This window comes from Pseudoduganella aquatica, from assembly GCF_009857595.1.
GTDB classification, from domain to species: domain Bacteria; phylum Pseudomonadota; class Gammaproteobacteria; order Burkholderiales; family Burkholderiaceae_D; genus Rugamonas; species Rugamonas aquatica_A.
In genome coordinates, this window is the sequence record NZ_WWCU01000029.1 from 51,236 (window position 1) to 70,921 (window position 19,686).

At 64.0% G+C, this 19,686-nt stretch carries 14 protein-coding genes and 2 riboswitches; of the genes, 9 read left to right on the forward strand and 5 right to left on the reverse strand.

What is annotated here, in order from left to right:
* Window positions 1-68: 68 nt before the first annotated feature.
* From GTP77_RS21615 to GTP77_RS21625, 3 genes are all read right to left on the reverse strand, one after another.
* The gene (locus GTP77_RS21615) at window positions 69-1,229 is read right to left on the reverse strand and encodes an IS30 family transposase (protein ID WP_161074220.1); all 1,161 of its coding nucleotides are present in this window, start codon (window positions 1,227-1,229) and stop codon (window positions 69-71) included.
* A 704-nt stretch (window positions 1,230-1,933) separates the two neighbouring features.
* Window positions 1,934-2,527, reverse strand: coding sequence for a hypothetical protein (locus tag GTP77_RS21620; RefSeq protein WP_161074221.1), 594 nt, complete (start codon window positions 2,525-2,527; stop codon window positions 1,934-1,936).
* A gap of 113 nt (window positions 2,528-2,640) precedes the next feature.
* A complete protein-coding gene (locus tag GTP77_RS21625) occupies window positions 2,641-2,952 on the reverse strand; it encodes a TFIIB-type zinc ribbon-containing protein (protein WP_187358797.1) in 312 nt (103 codons plus the stop codon).
* Window positions 2,953-3,224: 272 nt separating this feature from the next.
* Window positions 3,225-3,311, forward strand: a riboswitch (glycine riboswitch).
* Window positions 3,312-3,330: 19 nt separating this feature from the next.
* A riboswitch (glycine riboswitch) is annotated at window positions 3,331-3,436 on the forward strand.
* Between the two features lie 55 nt (window positions 3,437-3,491).
* Between GTP77_RS21625 and gcvT the strand changes: the two genes are divergently transcribed.
* The 3 genes from gcvT to gcvP all read left to right on the forward strand — a co-directional run bounded on the left by gcvT (window position 3,492) and on the right by gcvP (window position 8,058).
* Entirely contained in the window at window positions 3,492-4,613 is a 1,122-nt protein-coding gene (gene gcvT / locus GTP77_RS21630; RefSeq protein WP_161074222.1) for a glycine cleavage system aminomethyltransferase GcvT, read from the forward strand.
* A gap of 39 nt (window positions 4,614-4,652) precedes the next feature.
* Complete coding sequence (gcvH, locus tag GTP77_RS21635) at window positions 4,653-5,036, forward strand: glycine cleavage system protein GcvH (protein WP_161074223.1); 384 nt, start codon at window positions 4,653-4,655, stop codon at window positions 5,034-5,036.
* A gap of 130 nt (window positions 5,037-5,166) precedes the next feature.
* On the forward strand, window positions 5,167-8,058 hold the full coding sequence (gene gcvP, locus GTP77_RS21640; RefSeq protein ID WP_161074224.1) for an aminomethyl-transferring glycine dehydrogenase: 2,892 nt from the start codon (window positions 5,167-5,169) through the stop codon (window positions 8,056-8,058).
* Window positions 8,059-8,199: 141 nt separating this feature from the next.
* Here gcvP and GTP77_RS21645 read toward each other — a convergent pair whose 3' ends face one another.
* Window positions 8,200-9,849, reverse strand: coding sequence for a hypothetical protein (locus GTP77_RS21645; RefSeq protein WP_223149380.1), 1,650 nt, complete (start codon window positions 9,847-9,849; stop codon window positions 8,200-8,202).
* Between the two features lie 200 nt (window positions 9,850-10,049).
* Here GTP77_RS21645 and GTP77_RS21650 point away from each other — a divergent pair, with 200 nt between their 5' ends.
* The 6 genes from GTP77_RS21650 to GTP77_RS21675 all read left to right on the forward strand — a co-directional run bounded on the left by GTP77_RS21650 (window position 10,050) and on the right by GTP77_RS21675 (window position 17,952).
* A complete protein-coding gene (locus GTP77_RS21650) occupies window positions 10,050-13,337 on the forward strand; it encodes an nSTAND1 domain-containing NTPase (RefSeq protein ID WP_260048879.1) in 3,288 nt (1,095 codons plus the stop codon).
* Between the two features lie 83 nt (window positions 13,338-13,420).
* Entirely contained in the window at window positions 13,421-13,621 is a 201-nt protein-coding gene (locus GTP77_RS21655; RefSeq protein WP_161074227.1) for a hypothetical protein, read from the forward strand.
* Between the two features lie 100 nt (window positions 13,622-13,721).
* A complete protein-coding gene (locus GTP77_RS21660; protein WP_161074228.1) occupies window positions 13,722-15,008 on the forward strand; it encodes an HlyD family secretion protein in 1,287 nt (428 codons plus the stop codon).
* 14 nt (window positions 15,009-15,022) lie between these two features.
* Window positions 15,023-17,140, forward strand: a complete 2,118-nt coding sequence (locus GTP77_RS21665; protein WP_161074229.1) for a peptidase domain-containing ABC transporter — start codon at window positions 15,023-15,025, stop codon at window positions 17,138-17,140.
* A gap of 39 nt (window positions 17,141-17,179) precedes the next feature.
* Window positions 17,180-17,557, forward strand: coding sequence for a hypothetical protein (locus tag GTP77_RS21670; protein WP_228893121.1), 378 nt, complete (start codon window positions 17,180-17,182; stop codon window positions 17,555-17,557).
* On the forward strand, window positions 17,554-17,952 hold the full coding sequence (locus GTP77_RS21675; protein ID WP_161074230.1) for a cupin domain-containing protein: 399 nt from the start codon (window positions 17,554-17,556) through the stop codon (window positions 17,950-17,952). Before GTP77_RS21670 ends, GTP77_RS21675 begins: the two co-directional genes overlap by 4 nt.
* A gap of 8 nt (window positions 17,953-17,960) precedes the next feature.
* On the opposite strand, the gene GTP77_RS21680 is transcribed toward GTP77_RS21675, so the two are convergent.
* Window positions 17,961-19,628, reverse strand: coding sequence for a peptide chain release factor 3 (locus tag GTP77_RS21680; RefSeq protein ID WP_161074242.1), 1,668 nt, complete (start codon window positions 19,626-19,628; stop codon window positions 17,961-17,963).
* Between the last annotated feature and the right edge of the window lie 58 nt (window positions 19,629-19,686).

Consider the following 19,686-nt stretch of genomic DNA (forward strand, 5'->3'; position numbering starts at 1 on the left):
GCCTCAATAGTTGAATAGAATTTTCAAATAGTATGACGCGAATGCGATGTCCGTTAACGCCTGCGGATTCAACCGGTCGACGCAACACATTCGTGAAATCGTTGTGCCGGGGTATCATAGTCTAGCGTTTTCCTGGGCCGTCCGTTCAGCCGATTTGCTACAGCATCGAGCTGGCCCTGAGAGTAGTTCGACAGGTCCAGGCCTTTGGGGAAATACTGCCTCAGCAGGCCGTTGGTATTTTCGTTTGAACCACGCTGCCAAGGATGTCGAGGGTCGCAGAAATAGACTTGAATGTCGGCCGCCAGCTTGAAGCGCTTGTGGTCAGCCAACTCCTTGCCGCGATCCCATGTAAGCGACTTGTAGTGCTCCTGTGGCAGCTTCATAGCGTGTTGGATCAGCGCGTTCACAACAGTCTCGGTATCCTTGCCTGCGACCTTTACCAGCATCACATAGCGTGTTTTGCGCTCGACCAGCGTGACGATCTGGCTGTTATGGCTACCAAATAGCAGATCCCCTTCCCAATGCCCAGGTACAGCCAGGTCTTCCGCCGTTGCAGGGCGCTCACTGATGGATACTGCGTCAGTAATTCTGCCGTGATTCTCCGTTTTCATCGTGTGATGGCGGGAACGGCGCATCACTCGAGTGCGACGTAAATGCTCTGTCAGCTCCTTCTTCAAGGCGCCACGCGCCTGGATATACAGGCTACGATAAATCGTTTCGTGTGACACTTGATGAGCCTTATCGCCAAGGTTAGCGCGCTTGAGCCATCCGGCAATTTGCTCGGGTGACCATTGCAGTTGGAGCTTCTCAGCCACCATTTCAGCCAGCGCAGGGTTCTCTGCCAGTCTACAGCGCTTAGGGCGCCTGACTCGATCCCAGGCGCGCTTGTCGGCCTGGTTTGCCCGGTACAGCGCCTGCCCGCCATTACTCCTGATTTCTCGGCTGATGGTGGAAGGAGCACACCCCAGCGAAGCAGCGATCTTCCGAATCGGTGCCCCCGCCACCAACGCGCGCGAAATATCTTCGCGCTCAGCAATCGTTAAAGCCAACCTGGAACGACAGCGCTGAGCAGGACTAATCCCGCCGTTCTGAATAAGAATTCCCTGAATTGCACCGTGACTTCGGCCGAAAAGTTGGGCAATATGCTGCAGAGATTCACCCTGACGCCAGCGTTCCCACATCAATGCCTTTTGCTCGTCAGTGTAATAGATTCGTGGTTTGCGTTTCATGGCAACACTCCTCCTGCCTAAGCAGTTTAGTGTGTTGCGTCGACCGGTTGAATCCGCAGCCGAAAGCCGAATCGAATCTACGCTGCTCAGTTGCAGGGCGCCCTGGGAAGCAAGTAGGTACCGTAGTTCCGCCGAATGTTCTTGTCGGCGTCTGGCTGAGCGCCCGTTTGCTCTAATGTCAGTTCCACTACCTCGCCTTTCCTCTGAAGTATTCCCCTACCGGCATTTCCCCATCCATCGTCGTCAAAATTAAAGGTCGCAACGCTGTTCTTCTGCTGGCTCATTGGGGCCTTAACCATCAACACCTGCCCAGAGTCTGGCATTGAGATACTAATCGAAATCATGGGCATCTTATCGTCAGAAGTTTGTGCGCAAACTACCAAGTTCCCAAGCAATTCCTCAGGGCCATGTCCACGCCTGGCATAAAGCGGCTCTTTCAATGAAAACGATTCCGTTTGAACGCCCGCGTACACGCCTTCGCTAACCGCAAGTGACGTAATAACCGCACAAAGGACGCATCGCCAGGTGGCCAGGGAATTCTTGCAATTGGTTTTAGGTTTCATAGCATGGACATTTGGATTTCGTGATGGGCAGCTTCTGGCCGGACGCGGCCTGTCGAAAAGATGCCGTCACTGCCACGTAGAAGTTAATTTTAGATAGTCCGCTCATCGCGCCGTTTGAATTGCAGGGCCCTGTGGGAGCGCTCATTTGAGAATGAAGGACGTTTTGAGTCGCAGCACCGAGTTTCTGAGGTTGTCTTTGAGCGAGACGCGAACCGTCCACGTACCGGCAGGATCAGAAACCTCTCCAGTGAAACCAAGAACAGGTGCCGAAAGATACATGTTGTAGGGGCTTCCTTTGAGAATGCCCTGAAAGCAAACGATGTCAGTTTGATGAATTGAAGTCGTTCCGTCCGGCCTTATTACGTCGAGGTCGCAGGTCAGGTTTGCTCGACCATCAGCAGTCAGCTTGGGGTTCGCGAAAAAGGTGAGAACGAACACTTGCTTGCCTTTTGCGACGGTCTTTGCCTCGTTAAAGTGCGGGACAGTATTAGAAGGCGTGTCCCATTTCTCGCGCCAATCTACATCCGACGTAACGAGCAACGAGCCCCCAAGTCCATTGAGCGAACGTCTAGCTTCTGTTTCGGGAGCTGGATTCCCTTTCGCATCCTTCCAATAGCCCTCCTGCCCAAACGCTGCAGACGCAATGGCGAGACCGAGAGAAATGATGGCTAGATATTTCATGGACGGCCAATATCTCACGTTAACACTTGCGATAAAAAAATGTGTTGCATTCATAAGCTCCCAAAATCTAAAATAATTCCAAACATGATGACCAGGTGATTCTGGCCGATTGCCGCCTAATACCGCTACTCAATGCAAGCCAAGGTACAGCTTAGAGAATTTATTACTTAGTCCGTGAAATTTCCAAGAACATCAAAAACATCGGAAGCAAATTCCAAGATATCTCCAAGCCCATCAATGCTGCTGGAGGAAGAACTGCCTGGCACGCACTGGCCTATATTCGACAGGTCCGCCTGCCTCGGCGGCTCGACCAGTTCCAGCAGGCGGGAAAACTGACCGGCCTCCAGCCAAAGACCCAGGCACTGTCTGCAAGCGCACATGGCAACGCCTTGGTAATCAATGGGCTTCATCGCCTGACCGTCCACTGGGCAAGGCTGAACGCCGGCGGAGTCGCGCTGCTGGTGCAGTTGCAATGCCACGTGTGCACGCAATTCAGGTAGCAAGCTACCGCTCAAGGACACGCCCAGGCATTGCGGGCAGCGGTGAATCCGGTGGCCGCCAAAGCTGGCAAGCGTTAATTGTGCGTCGTCAACCGGACAAAGCATGGGCGCCCTTTCGGAATAAGAATGCCCGTGAGATTACCAGATTGTCAGAGAGGAAAAGTCACAAATACTCACCGTCGGACCGCCTCAGCCGGCGCCCTCGCCGGCCCCGCAAGATTGACATAAAGCCCCTTCTGGCATATATTCCTCAGTCTTGATCGGGAGAGGGCAAACTCGCGTTGCCGCCGAAGGGGCACTACCCAAAAACTCTCAGGCAAAAGGACCGGTCAAGGGCCAGCGGCGCACCGCGCAGCTGGGTCAAACTCTGGAGAGCGGCTGCGGCACCACGCCAGCAGCCCACCGAAGGGGCGTGCGGATGCCATTCCGCTATCTCTCAGGTACCAAGGACAGAGGGGTTCGTCGCATTGTGCTGTGCATTTTGCTTCTGTTAACTCCTATATCTATTGGACCGCCCCATGACGCTCAAAGCGACCCCACTCAATGCCGCACACCGCGCCCTCAATGCACGCATGGTCGATTTCGGCGGCTGGGACATGCCAGTTAACTACGGTTCGCAAATCGAAGAACACCACGCGGTGCGCACCGACGTCGGCATGTTCGACGTAGCCCACATGTGCGTGGTCGATATCAAGGGCGACAACACCCGCGCATTCCTGCGCGGCCTGCTGGCCAACAACGTCGACAAGCTGCAAGTCTCCGGCAAGGCGCTCTACTCCTGCATGCTGAACCCGCAAGGCTTCGTGATCGACGACCTGATCGTCTACTTCATCAACGAGAGCTGGTTCCGCCTGGTGGTCAACGCCGGCACCGCCGAGAAAGACGTGGCGTGGATGCAGGCGCAGAACACAGCCACCGGCTCGGGCGTGACCATCACCCAGCGCAGGGACGGCGCCAACGCCATGGCCCTGATCGCCGTGCAAGGCCCGAACGCCCGCGCAAAAGTATGGGAAGTGATCGCCGGTTCGCAGGACGCCACCGCCGACATGAAGCCGTTCAACGTGGCCTTCGTGCCGAACACCATCTTCGGCGAGGCGATGATCGCCCGCACCGGCTACACCGGCGAAGACGGTTTTGAAATCGGCGTGGCGGCGGAACAGGCCGAGGCGCTGTGGAACGCGCTGAACGCGGCCAGCGTGAAGCCTGCCGGCCTGGGCGCGCGCGACACGCTGCGCCTGGAAGCGGGCATGAACCTGTACGGCCAGGACATGGACGAAACCGTGAACCCGCTGGACGCAGGCCTGGCATGGACCATCGACCTGGTGTCCGAGCGCGACTTCGTAGGCAAGGCCGCTCTGCAAGCCATGGGCCAAAACGCCCAGTTCGTGGGCCTGATCCTGCGCGAAAAAGGCGGCGTGCTGCGCGCGCACCAGAAGGTGATCGTGGCGGGCTCCGAGCAGACCGGCGAGATCACCAGCGGCACCTTCAGCCCGACCATGCAGCAAGCCATTGCGCTGGCGCGCGTGCCGAACGGCGTGGCCGTGGGCGACACCGTGCACGTGGAAATCCGCGACAAGAAACTGGCCGCCACGGTTGTAAAGTTGCCGTTCGTGCGCAACGGTAAAATCCTGGTAGCCTGACCCTCGAATTCTTAGAACACAACCCAACTGGAGCTAGACATGAGCAATATTCCTGCAGACCTGAAGTACACCGAGTCCCACGAGTGGGTACGCGCTGAAGCCGACGGCACCGTGACCGTCGGCATCACCGAGTTCGCGCAGGACGCACTGGGCGATATCGTGTTTGTCGAACTGCCGAAAGTCGGCACCACCTACGGCGCCGGCGACGACGCAGCCGTGGTGGAATCGGTGAAAGCCGCTTCCGACATCTACGCGCCGATCGCAGGCGAAGTGGTAGCAGTGAACGACGCCGTGGTGGACGCGCCTGAATCGATCAACACCGACGCCTACGCCGCCTGGCTGTTCAAGATCAAGCCGGCCGACGCAGCCGCCATCAACGGCCTGCTCGACGCCGCTGCCTACGGCAAGACCACCGAAGGCTAATCAGCCTATGTATGTAGGGCGGGTTAGCGCGCAGCGCGTAACCCGCCGGCGCCGCCAGCGGCCCATGCATGGCGGGTTACGGCCTCCGGCCTAACCCGCCCTACGAATTCTTCACATCTCCTCCGCCATCATGACCCGTACCAGCCTGACCCAACTCGAAGCGCGCGACGCTTTCATCGCCCGCCACATCGGCCCGGACGCCAACGAGCAGCAGCAAATGCTCGACGTGCTCGGCTACGCCACCCGCACCGCGCTGATCGACGCCATCGTGCCGCCGTCCATCCGCAACAAGAGCGCCCTGCCGCTCGGCCAGTTCTTTGAGCCGATGCCGGAAACCACCGCGCTGGCCAAGCTGAAAGGCATCGCCTCGCAGAACAAGGTGCTCAAATCGCTGATCGGCCAGGGTTACTACAACACCCACACGCCCGGCGTCGTGCTGCGCAATATCTTCGAGAACCCGGCCTGGTACACCGCTTACACCCCATATCAGCCTGAAATTTCGCAAGGCCGCCTGGAAGCCATCCTGAACTTCCAGCAAGTGGTCACCGACCTGACCGGCATGGGCATCGCCAACGCGTCCATGCTGGACGAAGGCACGGCCGCCGCCGAAGCCATGACGCTGATCCAGCGCGTGGGCAAGTCGAAATCGAACACTTTCTACGTCGCATCCGACGTGCTGCCGCAAACCCTGGAAGTGGTGCAGACCCGCGCCCTGCCGCTGGGCATCACCGTGAAGACCTTCGACCCGGCCGAACTGGCCGGCGTGACGGACGCTTTCGGCGTGCTGCTGCAATACCCAGGCGTCAACGGCGTGGTGCGCGACTACCGCGCCGCCGTTGAAACCGTGAAAGCCGCCGGCGCCATGGTGGTGGTCGCGGCCGACCTGCTGGCCCTGACCATGCTCACGCCTCCGGGCGAATGGGGCGCGGACGTGGTGGTCGGCAACTCGCAGCGCTTCGGCGTACCGCTGGGCTTCGGCGGCCCGCACGCCGGCTATCTGTCCACCCGCGACGAATTCAAGCGATCGATGCCGGGCCGCCTGGTCGGCGTCACCATCGACCAGCAAGGCAACCAGGCTTACCGCCTGGCCCTGCAGACCCGCGAGCAGCACATCCGCCGCGAAAAAGCCACCTCCAACATCTGCACCGCGCAGGTGCTGCTGGCGGTAATCGCGTCGATGTACGCCGTCTACCACGGCCCTGCCGGCCTGCTGCAGATCGCCAACCGCGTTCACCGCTACACCGGCATCCTGGCGGCCAACCTGAAGACCCTGGGCTACAGCGTCAACGACAGCTTCTTCGACACCCTGACCGTCAAGACCGCCAACGCCGCCGCACTGCACGCAGCCGCCCAGGCCAACGGCGTGAACCTGCGCCAGATCGACGCCAACCACGTCGGCATCTCGCTGGACGAGACCATCACCCGCGCAGACATCGCCACCCTGTGGACCGTGTTCGCCACCGGCGTCGCCAACGCGCCTGCCGCTCCGGACTTCGACACCGTCGAAGCCGGCGTGAACAACAGCTTCCCTGAAGCGCTGGCCCGCAGCTCGGCTTATCTGACGCACCCTGTGTTCAACCGCTACCACTCCGAAACCGAAATGCTGCGCTACCTGCGCAGCCTGGCGGACAAGGACCTGGCGCTGGACCGCACCATGATCCCGCTCGGCTCCTGCACCATGAAGCTGAACGCCACCAGCGAAATGATCCCGGTCACCTGGCCCGAGTTCTCGAACATCCACCCGTTCGCACCGAACGAGCAGACCGTGGGCTACCGCGAAATGATCGCCCAGCTGGAAGAGATGCTGTGCGCCGTCACCGGCTACGCCGCCGTCTCGCTGCAGCCCAACGCCGGTTCGCAGGGCGAATACGCCGGCCTGCTGGTGATCCAGAAGTACCACCAGTCGCGCGGCGAAGGCCACCGCAACATCTGCCTGATCCCGTCGTCGGCGCACGGCACCAACCCTGCTTCGGCCAATATGGTCGGCATGCAGGTGGTGGTCACCGCCTGCGACGAGCGCGGCAACGTGGACCTGGCCGACCTGAAAGCCAAGGCCGAGCTGCACTCGAAGAACCTGGCCTGCGTCATGGTCACCTACCCTTCGACCCACGGCGTGTTCGAAGACGGCATCCAGGAACTGTGCGACATCATCCACTCGCACGGCGGCCAGGTATATATAGACGGCGCCAATATGAATGCACTGGTCGGCGTGGCCGCGCCGGGCGCGTTCGGCGGCGACGTGTCGCACCTGAACCTGCACAAGACCTTCTGCATCCCGCACGGCGGCGGCGGTCCAGGCGTCGGCCCGATCGGCGTTGGCGCCCACCTAGCCAAGTTCCTGCCCAACCAGCGCTCGAACGGCTATGTGCGCAGCGAAGACGGCATCGGTTCGATCTCGGCAGCGCCGTTCGGCTCCGCCTCGATCCTGCCAATCTCGTGGATGTACATCGCCATGATGGGCGGCGAAGGCCTGACCGCGGCGACCGAAACCGCCATCCTGAACGCCAACTACATCGCGCGCCGCCTGGCGCCGCACTACCCGGTGCTGTACTCGGGCCACGACGGCCTGGTGGCGCACGAGTGCATCCTGGACCTGCGTCCGCTGACCGATGCCACCGGCATCAGCAACGAAGACGTGGCCAAGCGCCTGATGGACTTCGGCTTCCACGCGCCGACCATGAGCTTCCCGGTACCGGGCACGCTGATGATCGAGCCGACCGAATCGGAAGCGAAAGCCGAGCTGGACCGCTTCATCGATGCGATGATCGTGATCCGCGGCGAGATCGCCAAGGTGGAAAGCGGCGAGTTCGACAAGCTGAACAACCCGCTGAAGTTCGCGCCGCACACGGCTGAAGTGCTGACCTCGGACAACTGGGACCGCAAGTACAGCCGCGAAGTGGCTGCCTTCCCGGTGCCGGCGCTGCGCAAGCAGAAGTACTGGCCTTCCGTGGGCCGCGCCGACAACGTCTACGGCGACCGTAACCTGATGTGCGGCTGCGCACCGATCAGCGACTACGAGTAATAAGGACACGCCCGGTTCACGAACCGGGCGTTTTTTTATCTGCTGCGCAGGCATGGCGGGTTACGCACTACGTGCTAACCCGCCCTACATTGCCGGACTTATCGTAGGGCGGGTTAGCGCACCGCGCGTAACCCGCCAACCTCACCAGCCCAGATCGAGCTCGATATCGCCGTCTTCATTGAGCTGCACGCGGCGGCAGCCCGGCTGCGGCCCGGACGGCAGCACGAGCTGCCCGGCCATCTGGTTGAACAGTTCGGTGGCCGCGACGCTGAAACCGGCCACCACCTCCTGCTGCACCGCGCCCAGGCTGGCCGGGTTGCCTTCCCACTCATTGCTCAGTTTGTTCATATTGAGCAAGTGCCCCAGCGCGTCCGACACCATATACATGCCCACCACGCCGGAGTCCGTCGCCGCCGGCGAGCGCTTGGGCGTGACCATCACGCGGATCGCACCCAGGTCGTCGGCCAGGAACTGCAGGCGCATGGCCCAGTGCATGGTGCTGCGCGCCCAGCCTTTGCCGAGGTTGACCTTGCGGTTGAACAGCGCCATCTTCTGGCTGGCCCGGTCCCATTCATAGCGCATCAGCGAGCTGTACAAGTCGACCGTCAGGCGCGGCACGCCCATGCTGTCCGGCTGGCTGGACACGGTCACGCTGAACTGCAGGTCCTGCTCCGATTCCCGCACATGGGACAGGCGGTTGCCTTCGCGCCAGTGCAGCAGCACATGGTCGCGGTAGCCCCAGCCGCCCGAATTGGCCACGAACTGGGCGCGCACGCCGTTGTCCATGGTGGCCGAGACACCGGATTTCTCGTTGAACGACTCTTCCCGGTTCAGCCCTCCGTCCAGCGCCACGCGCAAGTTGCGGTAATCCGGCAGCTGGTTCAGGCGCTCCTGGATGGGGTCGATCAGCAGCGGCTTCAGGAAACGCTTGAAAAACACCTCGCGCGACAGCACGGCGCGCGCTGCGCAGCCTGGCGCATAGCCGGGGCGCACTGCTGCCAGGCCGGGGCCGCCCGCCACGCCGCGCCCGTCCGAACTGGCTTTGCGGCCCAGCATGTGCAGCAGGTTCAAGGTGCCGGCCGCCGCCACGCTGACGCTGCCAGCCTGCAAACGGCTCAGCGTGTCCTCGCCCGGCGTGGCGCGCACGGCGGCGTAGCCCAGCACGAAGGCGGCGCCGGTTTCGGCCAGGCCTTTCAGCCAGGCGCCGATAAAGTTGACAAAATTGCCGGCCAGCACCGGGTTGTCCGTGCCGAGCTTGCTGCGCGACTCGTCGGCGTGCATCAGGTCGCTATGGTCGAAGTCCAGGGTCAGCGCGTGCAGGCGGTAGCGGGTCTCGTCGAAGCGCATCAGGGCGCGCGCGCAATCGGCGCTGGCGCCGCGCAGCGCGTCGTCCAGCGTCACCGGCGCCAGTTGCAGTTTGACATTGAAGGTTAATTTCCATCCAGCAACAGACTGCTTGAGCACGCTGCTGCGGTTGCCGAACGCATTGTAGAAGGACATGTTGCCACTGGTAAATAACAACTCCAGGCTGGCGCTGCGCGGGGTGGCGGCGTCCAGGGTCAGTTGCGGTACAGCAACACGCACCCGATCCGCATCCGCTCCGCCTATCACAAGGCCTGATTCTTCCAGGTTGCCCACGAGCACTTCGGACGGCAGCTTGCCCGATTTTTGCAGCCCGGCCAACTGCCCGCGCAGGGTCTCGGGAGCGAGCGCCCAGACCAGATCGTAGCCGCCCAAAGCGGCGGGCGAGTGCAAGGCCGAACCCTGGGGAGGCAGGCTCATGGTACGCATGCCGCCCGCTTCGACTGCGTTGCTAAAGGTAAACATGGATATGTTTGACATCTTATATTCTTTCTTGAGGAACTGCTAATATCTAGCCTGATTGCATGGATGTACTGTAATGTTGATTACCTTCCGGCGCCTTCCTGAAATCTTCCGGCGATGCAAGGCATTGATTTTTATCAAGAAATAATTTGATCATAGGCAGCACAATGAGCGATAGGGGCTTTCGTTTCGGCGAATGGCAAATCAATCCAGACAGCAATACATTGCATAATGGAAATGAAAGTAGTCAGTTGGAACCGCGAGCAATGGACGTTTTGCGCTATTTGTGCCGCCACGCCGGTGCCGTGATACCTGCCGAGGAGCTGCTGCAAAGCTGCTGGGGCAATGCCGAACTGGGTGACAATCCGGTGCACAAAGCCATCACGCAACTGCGCCGCGCGCTTGGCGATTCGAGCACGGAACCGCGTTTTATCGAGACCATCCGCAAGCGCGGCTACCGCGCCATCGCGCCCGTCACCGCCAACGTGGCCGCCGACGAGGGCGGCTGGCTGCAGGGTTCCCCCTTCCGCGGACTGGAAGCTTTTCAGGAAAATCACGCCGCCGTGTTCTTCGGCCGCATGCAGGCAGTCGCCCAGTTGCGCGACCTGGTGCGCAAGCAAACCACCGGCGGCTGCGCCATGGGACTGGTGCTGGGGCCGTCCGGTTCCGGCAAAACCTCGCTGGTGCGCGCCGGCCTGCTGCCCCAATTGATGAAAAGCCTGAACAGCGTGGCCGAGCCGGTGGCGCTCGAATGCACGCTGTATATGGACTGCGCGGACCTGGCCGAAGGCGGCCTGTTCCAGGCGCTGGCCGCCGTGCTGCTGGATACCGAACTGGACGGCAAGCTGCTGTTCAGCGGCGACAATGCCGAAGCGCTGGCCAAGCGCCTCGAAAGCGCGCACAGCGACGCGGTGATAGAACGGCTGCGCCACGCCGGCCGCCGGCCCCGCGTCGGCCTGTTTGTCGACCGCCTGGAAGCCATCTTCCGCGCGCCCGGCATGAACGACGACACGCGCGCCCGTTTTATTGCCCTGCTGGAACAGATGGCGCGCTCCGGCGCCGTGCTGGTGATGCTGGCCTGCCGCAACGATTTCTACCCGGACGTGATCGCCCTGCCCGCGCTGATGGCGCTCAAGGCGCGCGGCGGCCACTTCGACCTGAGTCCGCCCGAAGGCGCGGACATCGCCCAGATCGTGCGCCAGCCCGCGCGCGCGGCGCAGCTGCGCTTCGAGCAGGACCCGGTCAGCGGCGCCAGCCTGGACGACGTGCTGTGCGACGCCGCCCGCGGCAGCCCGGATACCTTGCCGCTATTACAATACTGCCTCAATGAACTGTACCGCCAGCGCGGCGAGGACGGCACGCTGCGCTTCTCGGTCTTTGCGGAGCTGGGCGGCATCGACGGCGCCATTGCCGCCCGCGCCGAGCAGGTGGTGGAAGCGCTGGAACCGTCGCAGCGCGCCGCCCTGCCCCATGTGCTGTCGCTGCTGGTGGACCTGTCGGAAGAACAAGGCCCGGTCACGGCGCGCCGCGCCGCCTGGTCCTCGCTGGACGGCGCCGAGGCGCAGGCGCTGGTGCGCGCACTGGTCGAAGCACGCCTGTTCGTGAGCGAGCTGGCCAGCGACGTGGCCAGTTTCGGCGTCACCCACGAGGCGCTGCTGCGGCGCTGGCCGCGCGTGGCTGACTGGATAGAACAGCACCGCCACGCGCTGCAGGTGCGCACCCGCATCGGCCACGACGCGGAACGCTGGGCCGCCGCCGGCCGCCCGCGCGACCTGCTGCTGCCGCGCGGCAGCCAGGTCAACCAGGCCCGCGCGCTGCTGGACATGGACGGCTTTACGCTGGCGCCGCAGGAGCAGGAATACGTGCGCGTGTCCATGCAGAAAGTGAAGCTGGCCGAACGCCTGAAGCTGGCCATGATGGCGGGCGTGACCCTACTGGCGGTGCTGGCCGTGATACTCGGCATCGCCGCCCGCAACGCCGAGCGCGACGCCGAGCAGCAGCGCACCGAGGCCGAGGGCCTGATGAGCTATATGCTGGGCGAATTCGTGGAAAAACTGCGCCCCCTGGGCCGCCTCGACCTGCTCGACGGCATCAGCGGCAAGGCCCTGGCCTACCTCTCCGCCGCGCAAAGCACGGACGCCAGCCCCACCACGCTGGAACAGCGCGTGAAAGCGCTGCACGTCATTGCGGAGGTGAATATCGCGCGCTCCAACCCCGCCAAGGCCACCGAAGCCCTGCAGGCTGCGCACGCTATCCTGCTCAAGCTTGAGCGCACCGGCAGCGACCGCAAAGCGCTGTACAAGGCGCTGGGCGCAAACGCCTTCTACCAGGGACAGATCCACCTGTCGCGCGCGGAACTGGACCCGGCTGAAAAGTTCTTCAAGGAGTATCGCGAGCACAGCAACAGCCTGGCCGCGAGCGATCCCGATGATGCGGACGGCTGGATGGAGCAGTCCTACGCGCACAGCAACCTGGGCGCGGTGGCGATGCGCCGCAGCCAATACGAAGCGGCCGCCGACGCCTTCGCCAAGTCGGTGGAATTGAAGCAGCGCGTGCTGGCCAGCGGCACCGGCACCCCGAAACTGCCGGCCGACCTGGCCAACACGATTTCCTGGCTGGCCGAAGCCAAGGCCAAGCAAGGTTTGCTGAATGAAGCCATGGCGCTGTACCAGCGCGAAGAGGAACTGGTGCGCCCGCTGCACAACTCGGCGCCCAGCGACGCGCTGTGGACTTACCGCCTGGCCAACGCGCTGACCTACCAGGGCGAATTGCGCCTGGCGCTGGGGCAGCGCGGTGAGGCGCGCGCCAACCTGCACGACGCCGAAAGCCTGCTGCGCGACGTGGTGAAGCAGGATCCCAGCAACCGCCACTGGCTGACCAATCTGTACTGGGCTCAGCTGAAACTGTACGACCTGGACAGCGACCTGGGCAAGGCCGCCGAAGCGCTGCCCAAGCAGCTGGCCTTGCAGCAGAACCTGGCCACGCTGCGCGGGCCGGACGGCAAGGCGCAAAACGACCGCATCCTGCAGCTGACCGCAGTGGCCCAGCAGTCGCTGGCGGCCACCCAGCTCAAGCTGGACATGCTGGCCGACGCCCGCCGCCAGTTGGCCGAAAGCACGGCCATCCTGGAACAGCTGTACCAGACCCGCAAGAACGCGACCCAGCCCAGTCCGCCGCTCGCCAACGCCCTGCTGATGCAGGCGGACCTCGACCGGGCGGCAGGCAACGGCGCGGCCGCGCGCAGTGCCTGCGTCAAGGCGCAGCAGGTGCTGGCCGGCCTGGCCGAACGCAGCACCGACTACGCGCTGCTGGCGCCGCACGTGCGCGCCCACATGTGCACCGGCACCTTTGCGGAAGCGGCCGCGCAGCAGGAACGCCTGCAGCGCATGGCCTACCAGGAGGTCCATTACATGCGGGCCTTGTCCGCCGCCGCTTCCGGCAAAGGCGCGCCATGAACATTTTTTGCAGTTGCAGTTCCCCGGATGCATACGTCCGTTCCCTGAGTAGTTCCCACCGCCGTTAATTTAGGAGCCTTACCATGAAATCGATCTTCTCCGCACTGAGCAACGCTTTCAGCAACACCACCGCCCCTGCTGCTGCAACCCCAATGCGCAGCCTGTCCGCCGCCGAAGTGGCATCGGTGGCCGGCGCACCGGAAATCGGCCATGACGGCTTCCCGCTGGCAGTCGACACCACGCTGCTCGCCAAGGTGGTCGTGCAACTGCCCGTGATCGGATAAGGCAACGCCCGGCCCCCGCCGGATGCCAGCTTGCGCAACCGGGCCGCCTTCGGGCCGGCCCGGCCTTCCCCCAGCTTAATACCCCTATGACTAGCCCAGCATGAACAGCCTGTTCCGCGATCAGGCCATCCACCACAAATCGCACCGCCTGCACGGCGCCGTCATCCTGGCACGCACCTGGAGCTACCCCGCGCTGACCCTGTTCTTCTGTTGCCTGATTGCCGCCATTGTTATCTTCGCGCTGTATTTCGGCTTTTCCCGCAAAGAAACGGTGAGCGGCATGCTGGTGCCCGAGCGCGGCAGCGTGCGCCTGGCCACGCCGCAGGCAGGTGTGATCAGCCGCCTCTACGTCGGCGAAGGCCAGGCGGTGCGCGTCGGCGATCCGCTCTACCTGCTGTCGAGCGAGCGCACCAGCGCCAGCGGCGCCACCCAGGCCGCCATCAACCAGTCGCTGCAGGCGCGCATCGCCCATTTGCGGCAGGAACTGGAGCAGCAGGGCCGCCAGCGCGGCAACAAAGGCGAGGAACTGGCGCAGCGCCTGGCCAGCCTGGACGCGAGCTTGCGCCAGATCGACGGCGAACTGGCTTTGCGCCGCCAAAAAGTACAGATCATGCGTGAAGTGAGCAGCAACGTCGCCGATCTCGCGCGCGACGGCGCCGTCTCGCGCAACGCCGCCAGCGACAAGGCGGCCGAATTGATGGAGCAGCAAGCGCGCATTGCGGCGCTGGAAGGCAGCCGTTTGGCCACCCAGCGCGAACTGGTGGCGCTGGCCGCCAGCCGCGCCGACCTGCCGCTGCAAAGCGGGCGCGAAGCGTCGCAATTGCAGCGCGACATAGAAGCGCTGAAGCAGGCTGCCAGCGAAAGCGAGGCCCAGCGCGAGCTGCTGGTGCGCGCCGGCCAGCCCGGCCGGGTGGCGGCCATCGTGCTCGACCAGGGCCAGGCCGTGGCGGCCGACCAGCGCGTGGCCAGCCTGCTGCCGCAGGACAGCGTGCTGGAAGCCGAACTCTACGTGCCCACGCGCGCGGCCGGCTTTATCCGTCCCGGCACCGAAGTGCTGCTGCGCTACGACGCCTTCCCCTACCAGAAGTTCGGCCAATACACGGGCCGCGTGCGCCAGATCTCGCAGGCCACCGCGCCGTTCGGCGAACTGCAGCGCGCCGCCGGCTACGCCGCCACGGGCGCGGGCGCAGCCGGGGCCGCCGCGCTGGGCGCCGCCGAGCCCGTCTACCGCATCCGCGTCCGGCTCGACGCGCAACAGATCACCGCCGCCGGCCAGCGGCGCCCGCTGATGCCCGGCATGCAGCTGGGCGCCACGCTGGTGCTGGAACACCGCACGCTGGCCGAGTGGGCGCTGGAACCGCTGCTGGGCATGCGCGGACGCTTATAAAGAAAGCTAGCTGAATGATCAATCTGGGATGGCGCCGCCAGGCGCCGGTCTTACTGCAAACGGAAGCGACGGAATGCGGCCTGGCCAGCCTGGCCATGGTGGCCGACTACCACGGCTACCGCACCGGCCTGGCCGCGCTGCGCCTGCGCTTCCCCATCTCGCGCAAGGGCGCCACGCTGGAGAGCCTGATGCGCATTGCGCGCGCGCTCAGGCTGGAAAGCCGGCCGCTGCGGCTGGAGCCGGCCAACCTGCCGGAACTGGCCCTGCCCTGCATCCTGCACTGGGACCTGGACCATTTCGTGGTGCTGGTGGCGGTGTCGGCGCGCCACGTGGTCATCCACGACCCCGCCGTGGGCCGCCGCCGCCTCACGCTGGCCGAGTTCGGCAAACACTTCTCCGGCGTGGCGCTGGAACTGCGCCCGGCCAGCGACTTCCGCCCGGCGCGCCAGGAGCTGCAGTTCACGCTGCGCGGCCTGATGGGCCATATCACCGGCCTGCGGCGCGGCCTGGGCCAGATCCTGCTGCTGAGCCTGGGGCTGGAAACCATCGCCATCGGCCTGCCCTTCTTCCTGCAATGGGTGGTCGACCAGGCCCTGCTGTCGGCCGACCGCGACCTGCTGGCCACGCTGGCGCTCGGCTTCGCCCTGCTGGTGCTGATCCAGGCCGCCATGACGGCGGTGCGCGGCTGGTTCGTGGTGGCGCTCAGCACCAGCATGAATTTCCAGTGGTTCGGCAATGTGTTCTCGCACATGATGCGCCTGCCGCTGGACTACTACGAAAAGCGCCACGTGGGCCGCATCATCTCCAGCTTCGGCTCCATCGCCGCCATCCAGAAAACCCTGACCACCGGTTTCGTGCAAGCCCTGGTGGACGGCGTGATGGTGGCCGGCACGCTGGCCATGATGGTGCTGTACAGCGGCGCGCTGGCGGCCGTGGCCGTGGGCGCCGTCGCGCTGTACGGCGTGCTGCGCTGGAGCCTGCTGCACGCGCTGCGCGACGCCTCCGCCGAGCAGATCATCCATGCGGCGCGCCAGACCACGCATTTCTTTGAAACGGTGAACGGCATCCAGAGCGTGCGCCTGTTCGGCAAGGGCGAGCAGCGCCGCGCCGGCTGGCTCAACATCCTGGCGGAACAGTTCAACGCCGAGCTGCGCGTGCAGCGCCTGAACATCAGCCACGACACCGCGCGCACGCTGCTGTTCGGCGCCGAGCGCGTGCTGGTGGTCTGGCTGGCCGCGCGCGCCGTGCTGGACGGCCACTTTACGGTGGGCATGCTGTTCGCCTTCATCGCCTACCAGGACCAGTTTTCCCAGCGCCTGGGCGCGCTGATCGACAAGCTGGTGGAGTTCCGCATGCTGCGCCTGCACGGCGAACGCGTGGCCGACATTGTGCTGACCGGCACCGAACCCGAAGGCCCGCACGACGCCGACGAGCCCGACCTGCCGCCCGCCGCGCCCAGCCTGGAGCTGCGCGGCGTGGCCTTCCGCTATTCGCCCACCGAGCCGCTGATCTTCGAGCAGCTGGACCTGAAGATCGCGGCCGGCTCCTGCGTCGCCATTACCGGCGCCTCCGGCTGCGGCAAGACCACGCTGGTCAAGATATTGCTCGGCCTGCTCACGCCCGAGCATGGCGAAGTGCTGGTGGGCGGCGTGCCGGTGGCGCGGCTGGGCGTGAGCAATTACCGGCAGATGATAGGCACGGTGATGCAGGAGGACCGCATGTTCTCCGGCTCGGTGGCCGAGAATATCAGCTTCTTCGATCCCGAACCGGACTGGCAGCGCATCCGCGCCTGCGCCCAGCAGGCGGCGGTGCACCAGGAAATCGAAGCCATGCCCATGGCCTACAACACCATCACCGGCGACAACGGCATGGGCATCAGCGGCGGCCAGCGCCAGCGCATCCTGCTGGCGCGCGCGCTGTACCGCCGGCCCAGGATCCTGGTGCTGGACGAGGCCACCAGCGAACTCGATATTGCCAACGAGAAAAGCGTCAACGCCACCATCGAGGCCCTGGGGCTGACCCGCATCATCGTGGCGCACCGGCCGGAAACCATCGCCATGGCCGAACGCGTGCTGGTGGTCAGGAACGGCCGGCTGGAACAGGAAAGCCGCGCAGTTTCCCTTGTTTTGTAAAAAGAGTAAGATAGGGCTTCATTGTTCAGGAGGACGGCCATGAAGCAATCGATCAAGGCGGCTCTGATTTCGGCGCTGCTATTTCCGGGCCTGGGCCAGATACTGGTGCTCAAGCGCTTCGCGCGGGGCTGCATCTTTTTGCTGCCCACGCTGGCGGGCGCGGTGACCATATTGCGGGTGGTGGCGGTGCAGGTGAATGCGCTGGCCGGCCAGCTGGCCAACGGCACCTTGCCTTTCGACATCACCATGATCGCCCAGCAGATCGCCGCGTCGCGCACCAACGGCCCGGCCATGACGGCGGCCACGCTGGCCTGCGTGCTGTGCTGGTCGGCCAGCATACTCGACGCGATTCTGTTCGGCAACGACCAGCATTACCACCATCCCCAGCATCCCCACCCCCAGCAAGGACAGCAATGACAGCCAATCTGACCCGGGCCGCCTGCGCCCTTGCCGCCGCCGTGGCGCTGGCCGCTCCGGCGCATGCGCAAAACACCGGCATCAAGCGCACGGTGGTGCTCAAGGCGGACGTGTCCGTACCGGGGCGGGAAGCGGTGGTGGCCAATGTGGAGCTGGCGCCCGGCGCGGTGGCGGGACGCCACAGCCACCCCGGCGACGAGATCAGCTATATACAGGAAGGCGAGGGAGAATTGCTGATCGAAGGCGAAGACCCGCGCCGCGTCAAAGCGGGCGAGGCCTTCGTGATCAAGGCCGGCGTGGTGCACGACGCCCGCAACACCGGCGGCGGAACCATGAAGCTGACGGGCGTGTACGTGGTGGACAAGGGCAAGCCGCTGGCCACCCCTGCCAAATAAAGCCCAGCTTAGGTCAGCTTGGCCGCGTGCTCGCGCGTGGCGTGGAACTGCAGCTTGGGCCAGCGTTCCTGCGTCAGGCGCAGGTTGACGCTGGACGTTGCCAGGTAGGCCATATTGCCGGCCGCGTCGTAGGCCACGTTGTGGCCCAGCGCCGCCTCGAAGTCCACCAGGGCCTTCTTGTCGTCCGACGACACCCAGCGCGCGCTGCTGATGCTGGTGCCTTCAAACACGGCGTCCACGCCGTATTCATTCATCAAGCGGCTGGCCACCACCTCGAACTGCAGCACACCGACCGCGCCCAGCACCAGCTCGCCGCCCTGCACCGGCTTGAAGACCTGCACCGCGCCCTCCTCGCCCAGCTGCTGCAAGCCCTTGTGCAGCTGCTTGATTTTCAGCGGGTTGCGGATGCGCACCTGGCGGAAGAAGTCCGGCGCGAAATACGGAATGCCGGTGAAAGTCAGCAGTTCGCCTTCCGAGAAGGAGTCGCCGATCTGCATATTGCCGTGGTTGGGCAAGCCGATGATGTCGCCGGCGTACGCCTCTTCCACCTGCTCGCGCGAGGACGCCATAAACGTCACCACGGACGACACTTTCACCTCGCGCCCCAGGCGCAGGTGCTTGACCTTCATGCCGCGCTCGAAGCGGCCCGAGCACACGCGCAGGAAGGCGATGCGGTCGCGGTGCGCCGGGTCCATATTGGCCTGGATCTTGAACACGAAGCCGGTGAACGGCTGCTCGGTGGGCTCGACCACGCGCACGGTGGCGTCGCGGCCGCGCGGCGCCGGCGCCCAGTCCACCAGCGCCGACAGGATCTCGCGCACGCCGAAGTTGTTGATGGCCGAGCCAAAGAACACCGGCGTCTGCACGCCGGCCAGGAACTCTTCCAGGTCGAAAGGATGCGACGCGCCCTTGACCAGTTCCACTTCCATGCGCAGCTGATCCATTTCCAGCGGGAACATTTCTTGCAGGCGAGGATTATCGATGCCCTTGATGATTTCCACCGCCTGGTCCGCGCTTTCCGAACCGGCGCGGAACAGCAGGATCTCGTCGTTCAGCAGGTGGTACACGCCGCGGAAGTTCTTGCCCATGCCGATAGGCCAGGTCACCGGCGCGCACTGGATCTTCAGCACCGATTCCAGCTCGTCGAGCAGCTCCAGCGGGTCGCGGCATTCGCGGTCCAGCTTGTTCATGAAGGTGACGATGGGCGTATTCCGCATGCGGCACACGTCCAGCAGCTTGATGGTCTGCGCCTCCACGCCCTTGGCCGCGTCGATCACCATCAGCGCCGAGTCCACCGCCGTCAGCACGCGGTAAGTGTCTTCCGAGAAGTCCTGGTGGCCGGGGGTGTCGAGCAGGTTGATGATGTGGTCGCGGAAGTCGAACTGCATCACCGAGGAAGCCACGGAAATGCCGCGCTGCTTCTCGATTTCCATCCAGTCCGACGTGGCGTGGCGGCCCGATTTGCGCGCCTTGACCGTGCCGGCCATCTGGATCGCGCCCGAGAACAGCAGCAGCTTTTCGGTCAGCGTGGTTTTACCCGCATCCGGGTGGGAAATAATGCCGAAGGTGCGGCGGCGCTGGGTTTCGCGCGCGATCAGCGCGGGCGTCTTGCCGCTGGAGGCTGCCGGCGCGTCGTCCGGGGTGTCAGGAATGCTGTTGTCGATGTCGTTGGCCATGTTCGCGACCATAACAATGGCCCCGCGTAAAACCTGCTATTTTACACGGGGCCAGCAT

Excerpts from the sequence above, each read along its gene's own strand:
- GTP77_RS21615 (WP_161074220.1), bottom strand. The coding sequence starts at position 1,229 with ATGAAACGCAAACCACGAATCTATTACACTGACGAGCAAAAGGCATTG.
- GTP77_RS21620 (WP_161074221.1), bottom strand. The coding sequence starts at position 2,527 with ATGAATGCAACACATTTTTTTATCGCAAGTGTTAACGTGAGATATTGG.
- gcvT (WP_161074222.1), top strand. The coding sequence starts at position 3,492 with ATGACGCTCAAAGCGACCCCACTCAATGCCGCACACCGCGCCCTCAAT.
- gcvH (WP_161074223.1), top strand. The coding sequence starts at position 4,653 with ATGAGCAATATTCCTGCAGACCTGAAGTACACCGAGTCCCACGAGTGG.
- gcvP (WP_161074224.1), top strand. The coding sequence starts at position 5,167 with ATGACCCGTACCAGCCTGACCCAACTCGAAGCGCGCGACGCTTTCATC.
- GTP77_RS21645 (WP_223149380.1), bottom strand. The coding sequence starts at position 9,849 with ATGCGTACCATGAGCCTGCCTCCCCAGGGTTCGGCCTTGCACTCGCCC.
- GTP77_RS21650 (WP_260048879.1), top strand. The coding sequence starts at position 10,050 with ATGAGCGATAGGGGCTTTCGTTTCGGCGAATGGCAAATCAATCCAGAC.
- GTP77_RS21655 (WP_161074227.1), top strand. The coding sequence starts at position 13,421 with ATGAAATCGATCTTCTCCGCACTGAGCAACGCTTTCAGCAACACCACC.
- GTP77_RS21660 (WP_161074228.1), top strand. The coding sequence starts at position 13,722 with ATGAACAGCCTGTTCCGCGATCAGGCCATCCACCACAAATCGCACCGC.
- GTP77_RS21665 (WP_161074229.1), top strand. The coding sequence starts at position 15,023 with ATGATCAATCTGGGATGGCGCCGCCAGGCGCCGGTCTTACTGCAAACG.
- GTP77_RS21670 (WP_228893121.1), top strand. The coding sequence starts at position 17,180 with ATGAAGCAATCGATCAAGGCGGCTCTGATTTCGGCGCTGCTATTTCCG.
- GTP77_RS21675 (WP_161074230.1), top strand. The coding sequence starts at position 17,554 with ATGACAGCCAATCTGACCCGGGCCGCCTGCGCCCTTGCCGCCGCCGTG.
- GTP77_RS21680 (WP_161074242.1), bottom strand. The coding sequence starts at position 19,628 with ATGGCCAACGACATCGACAACAGCATTCCTGACACCCCGGACGACGCG.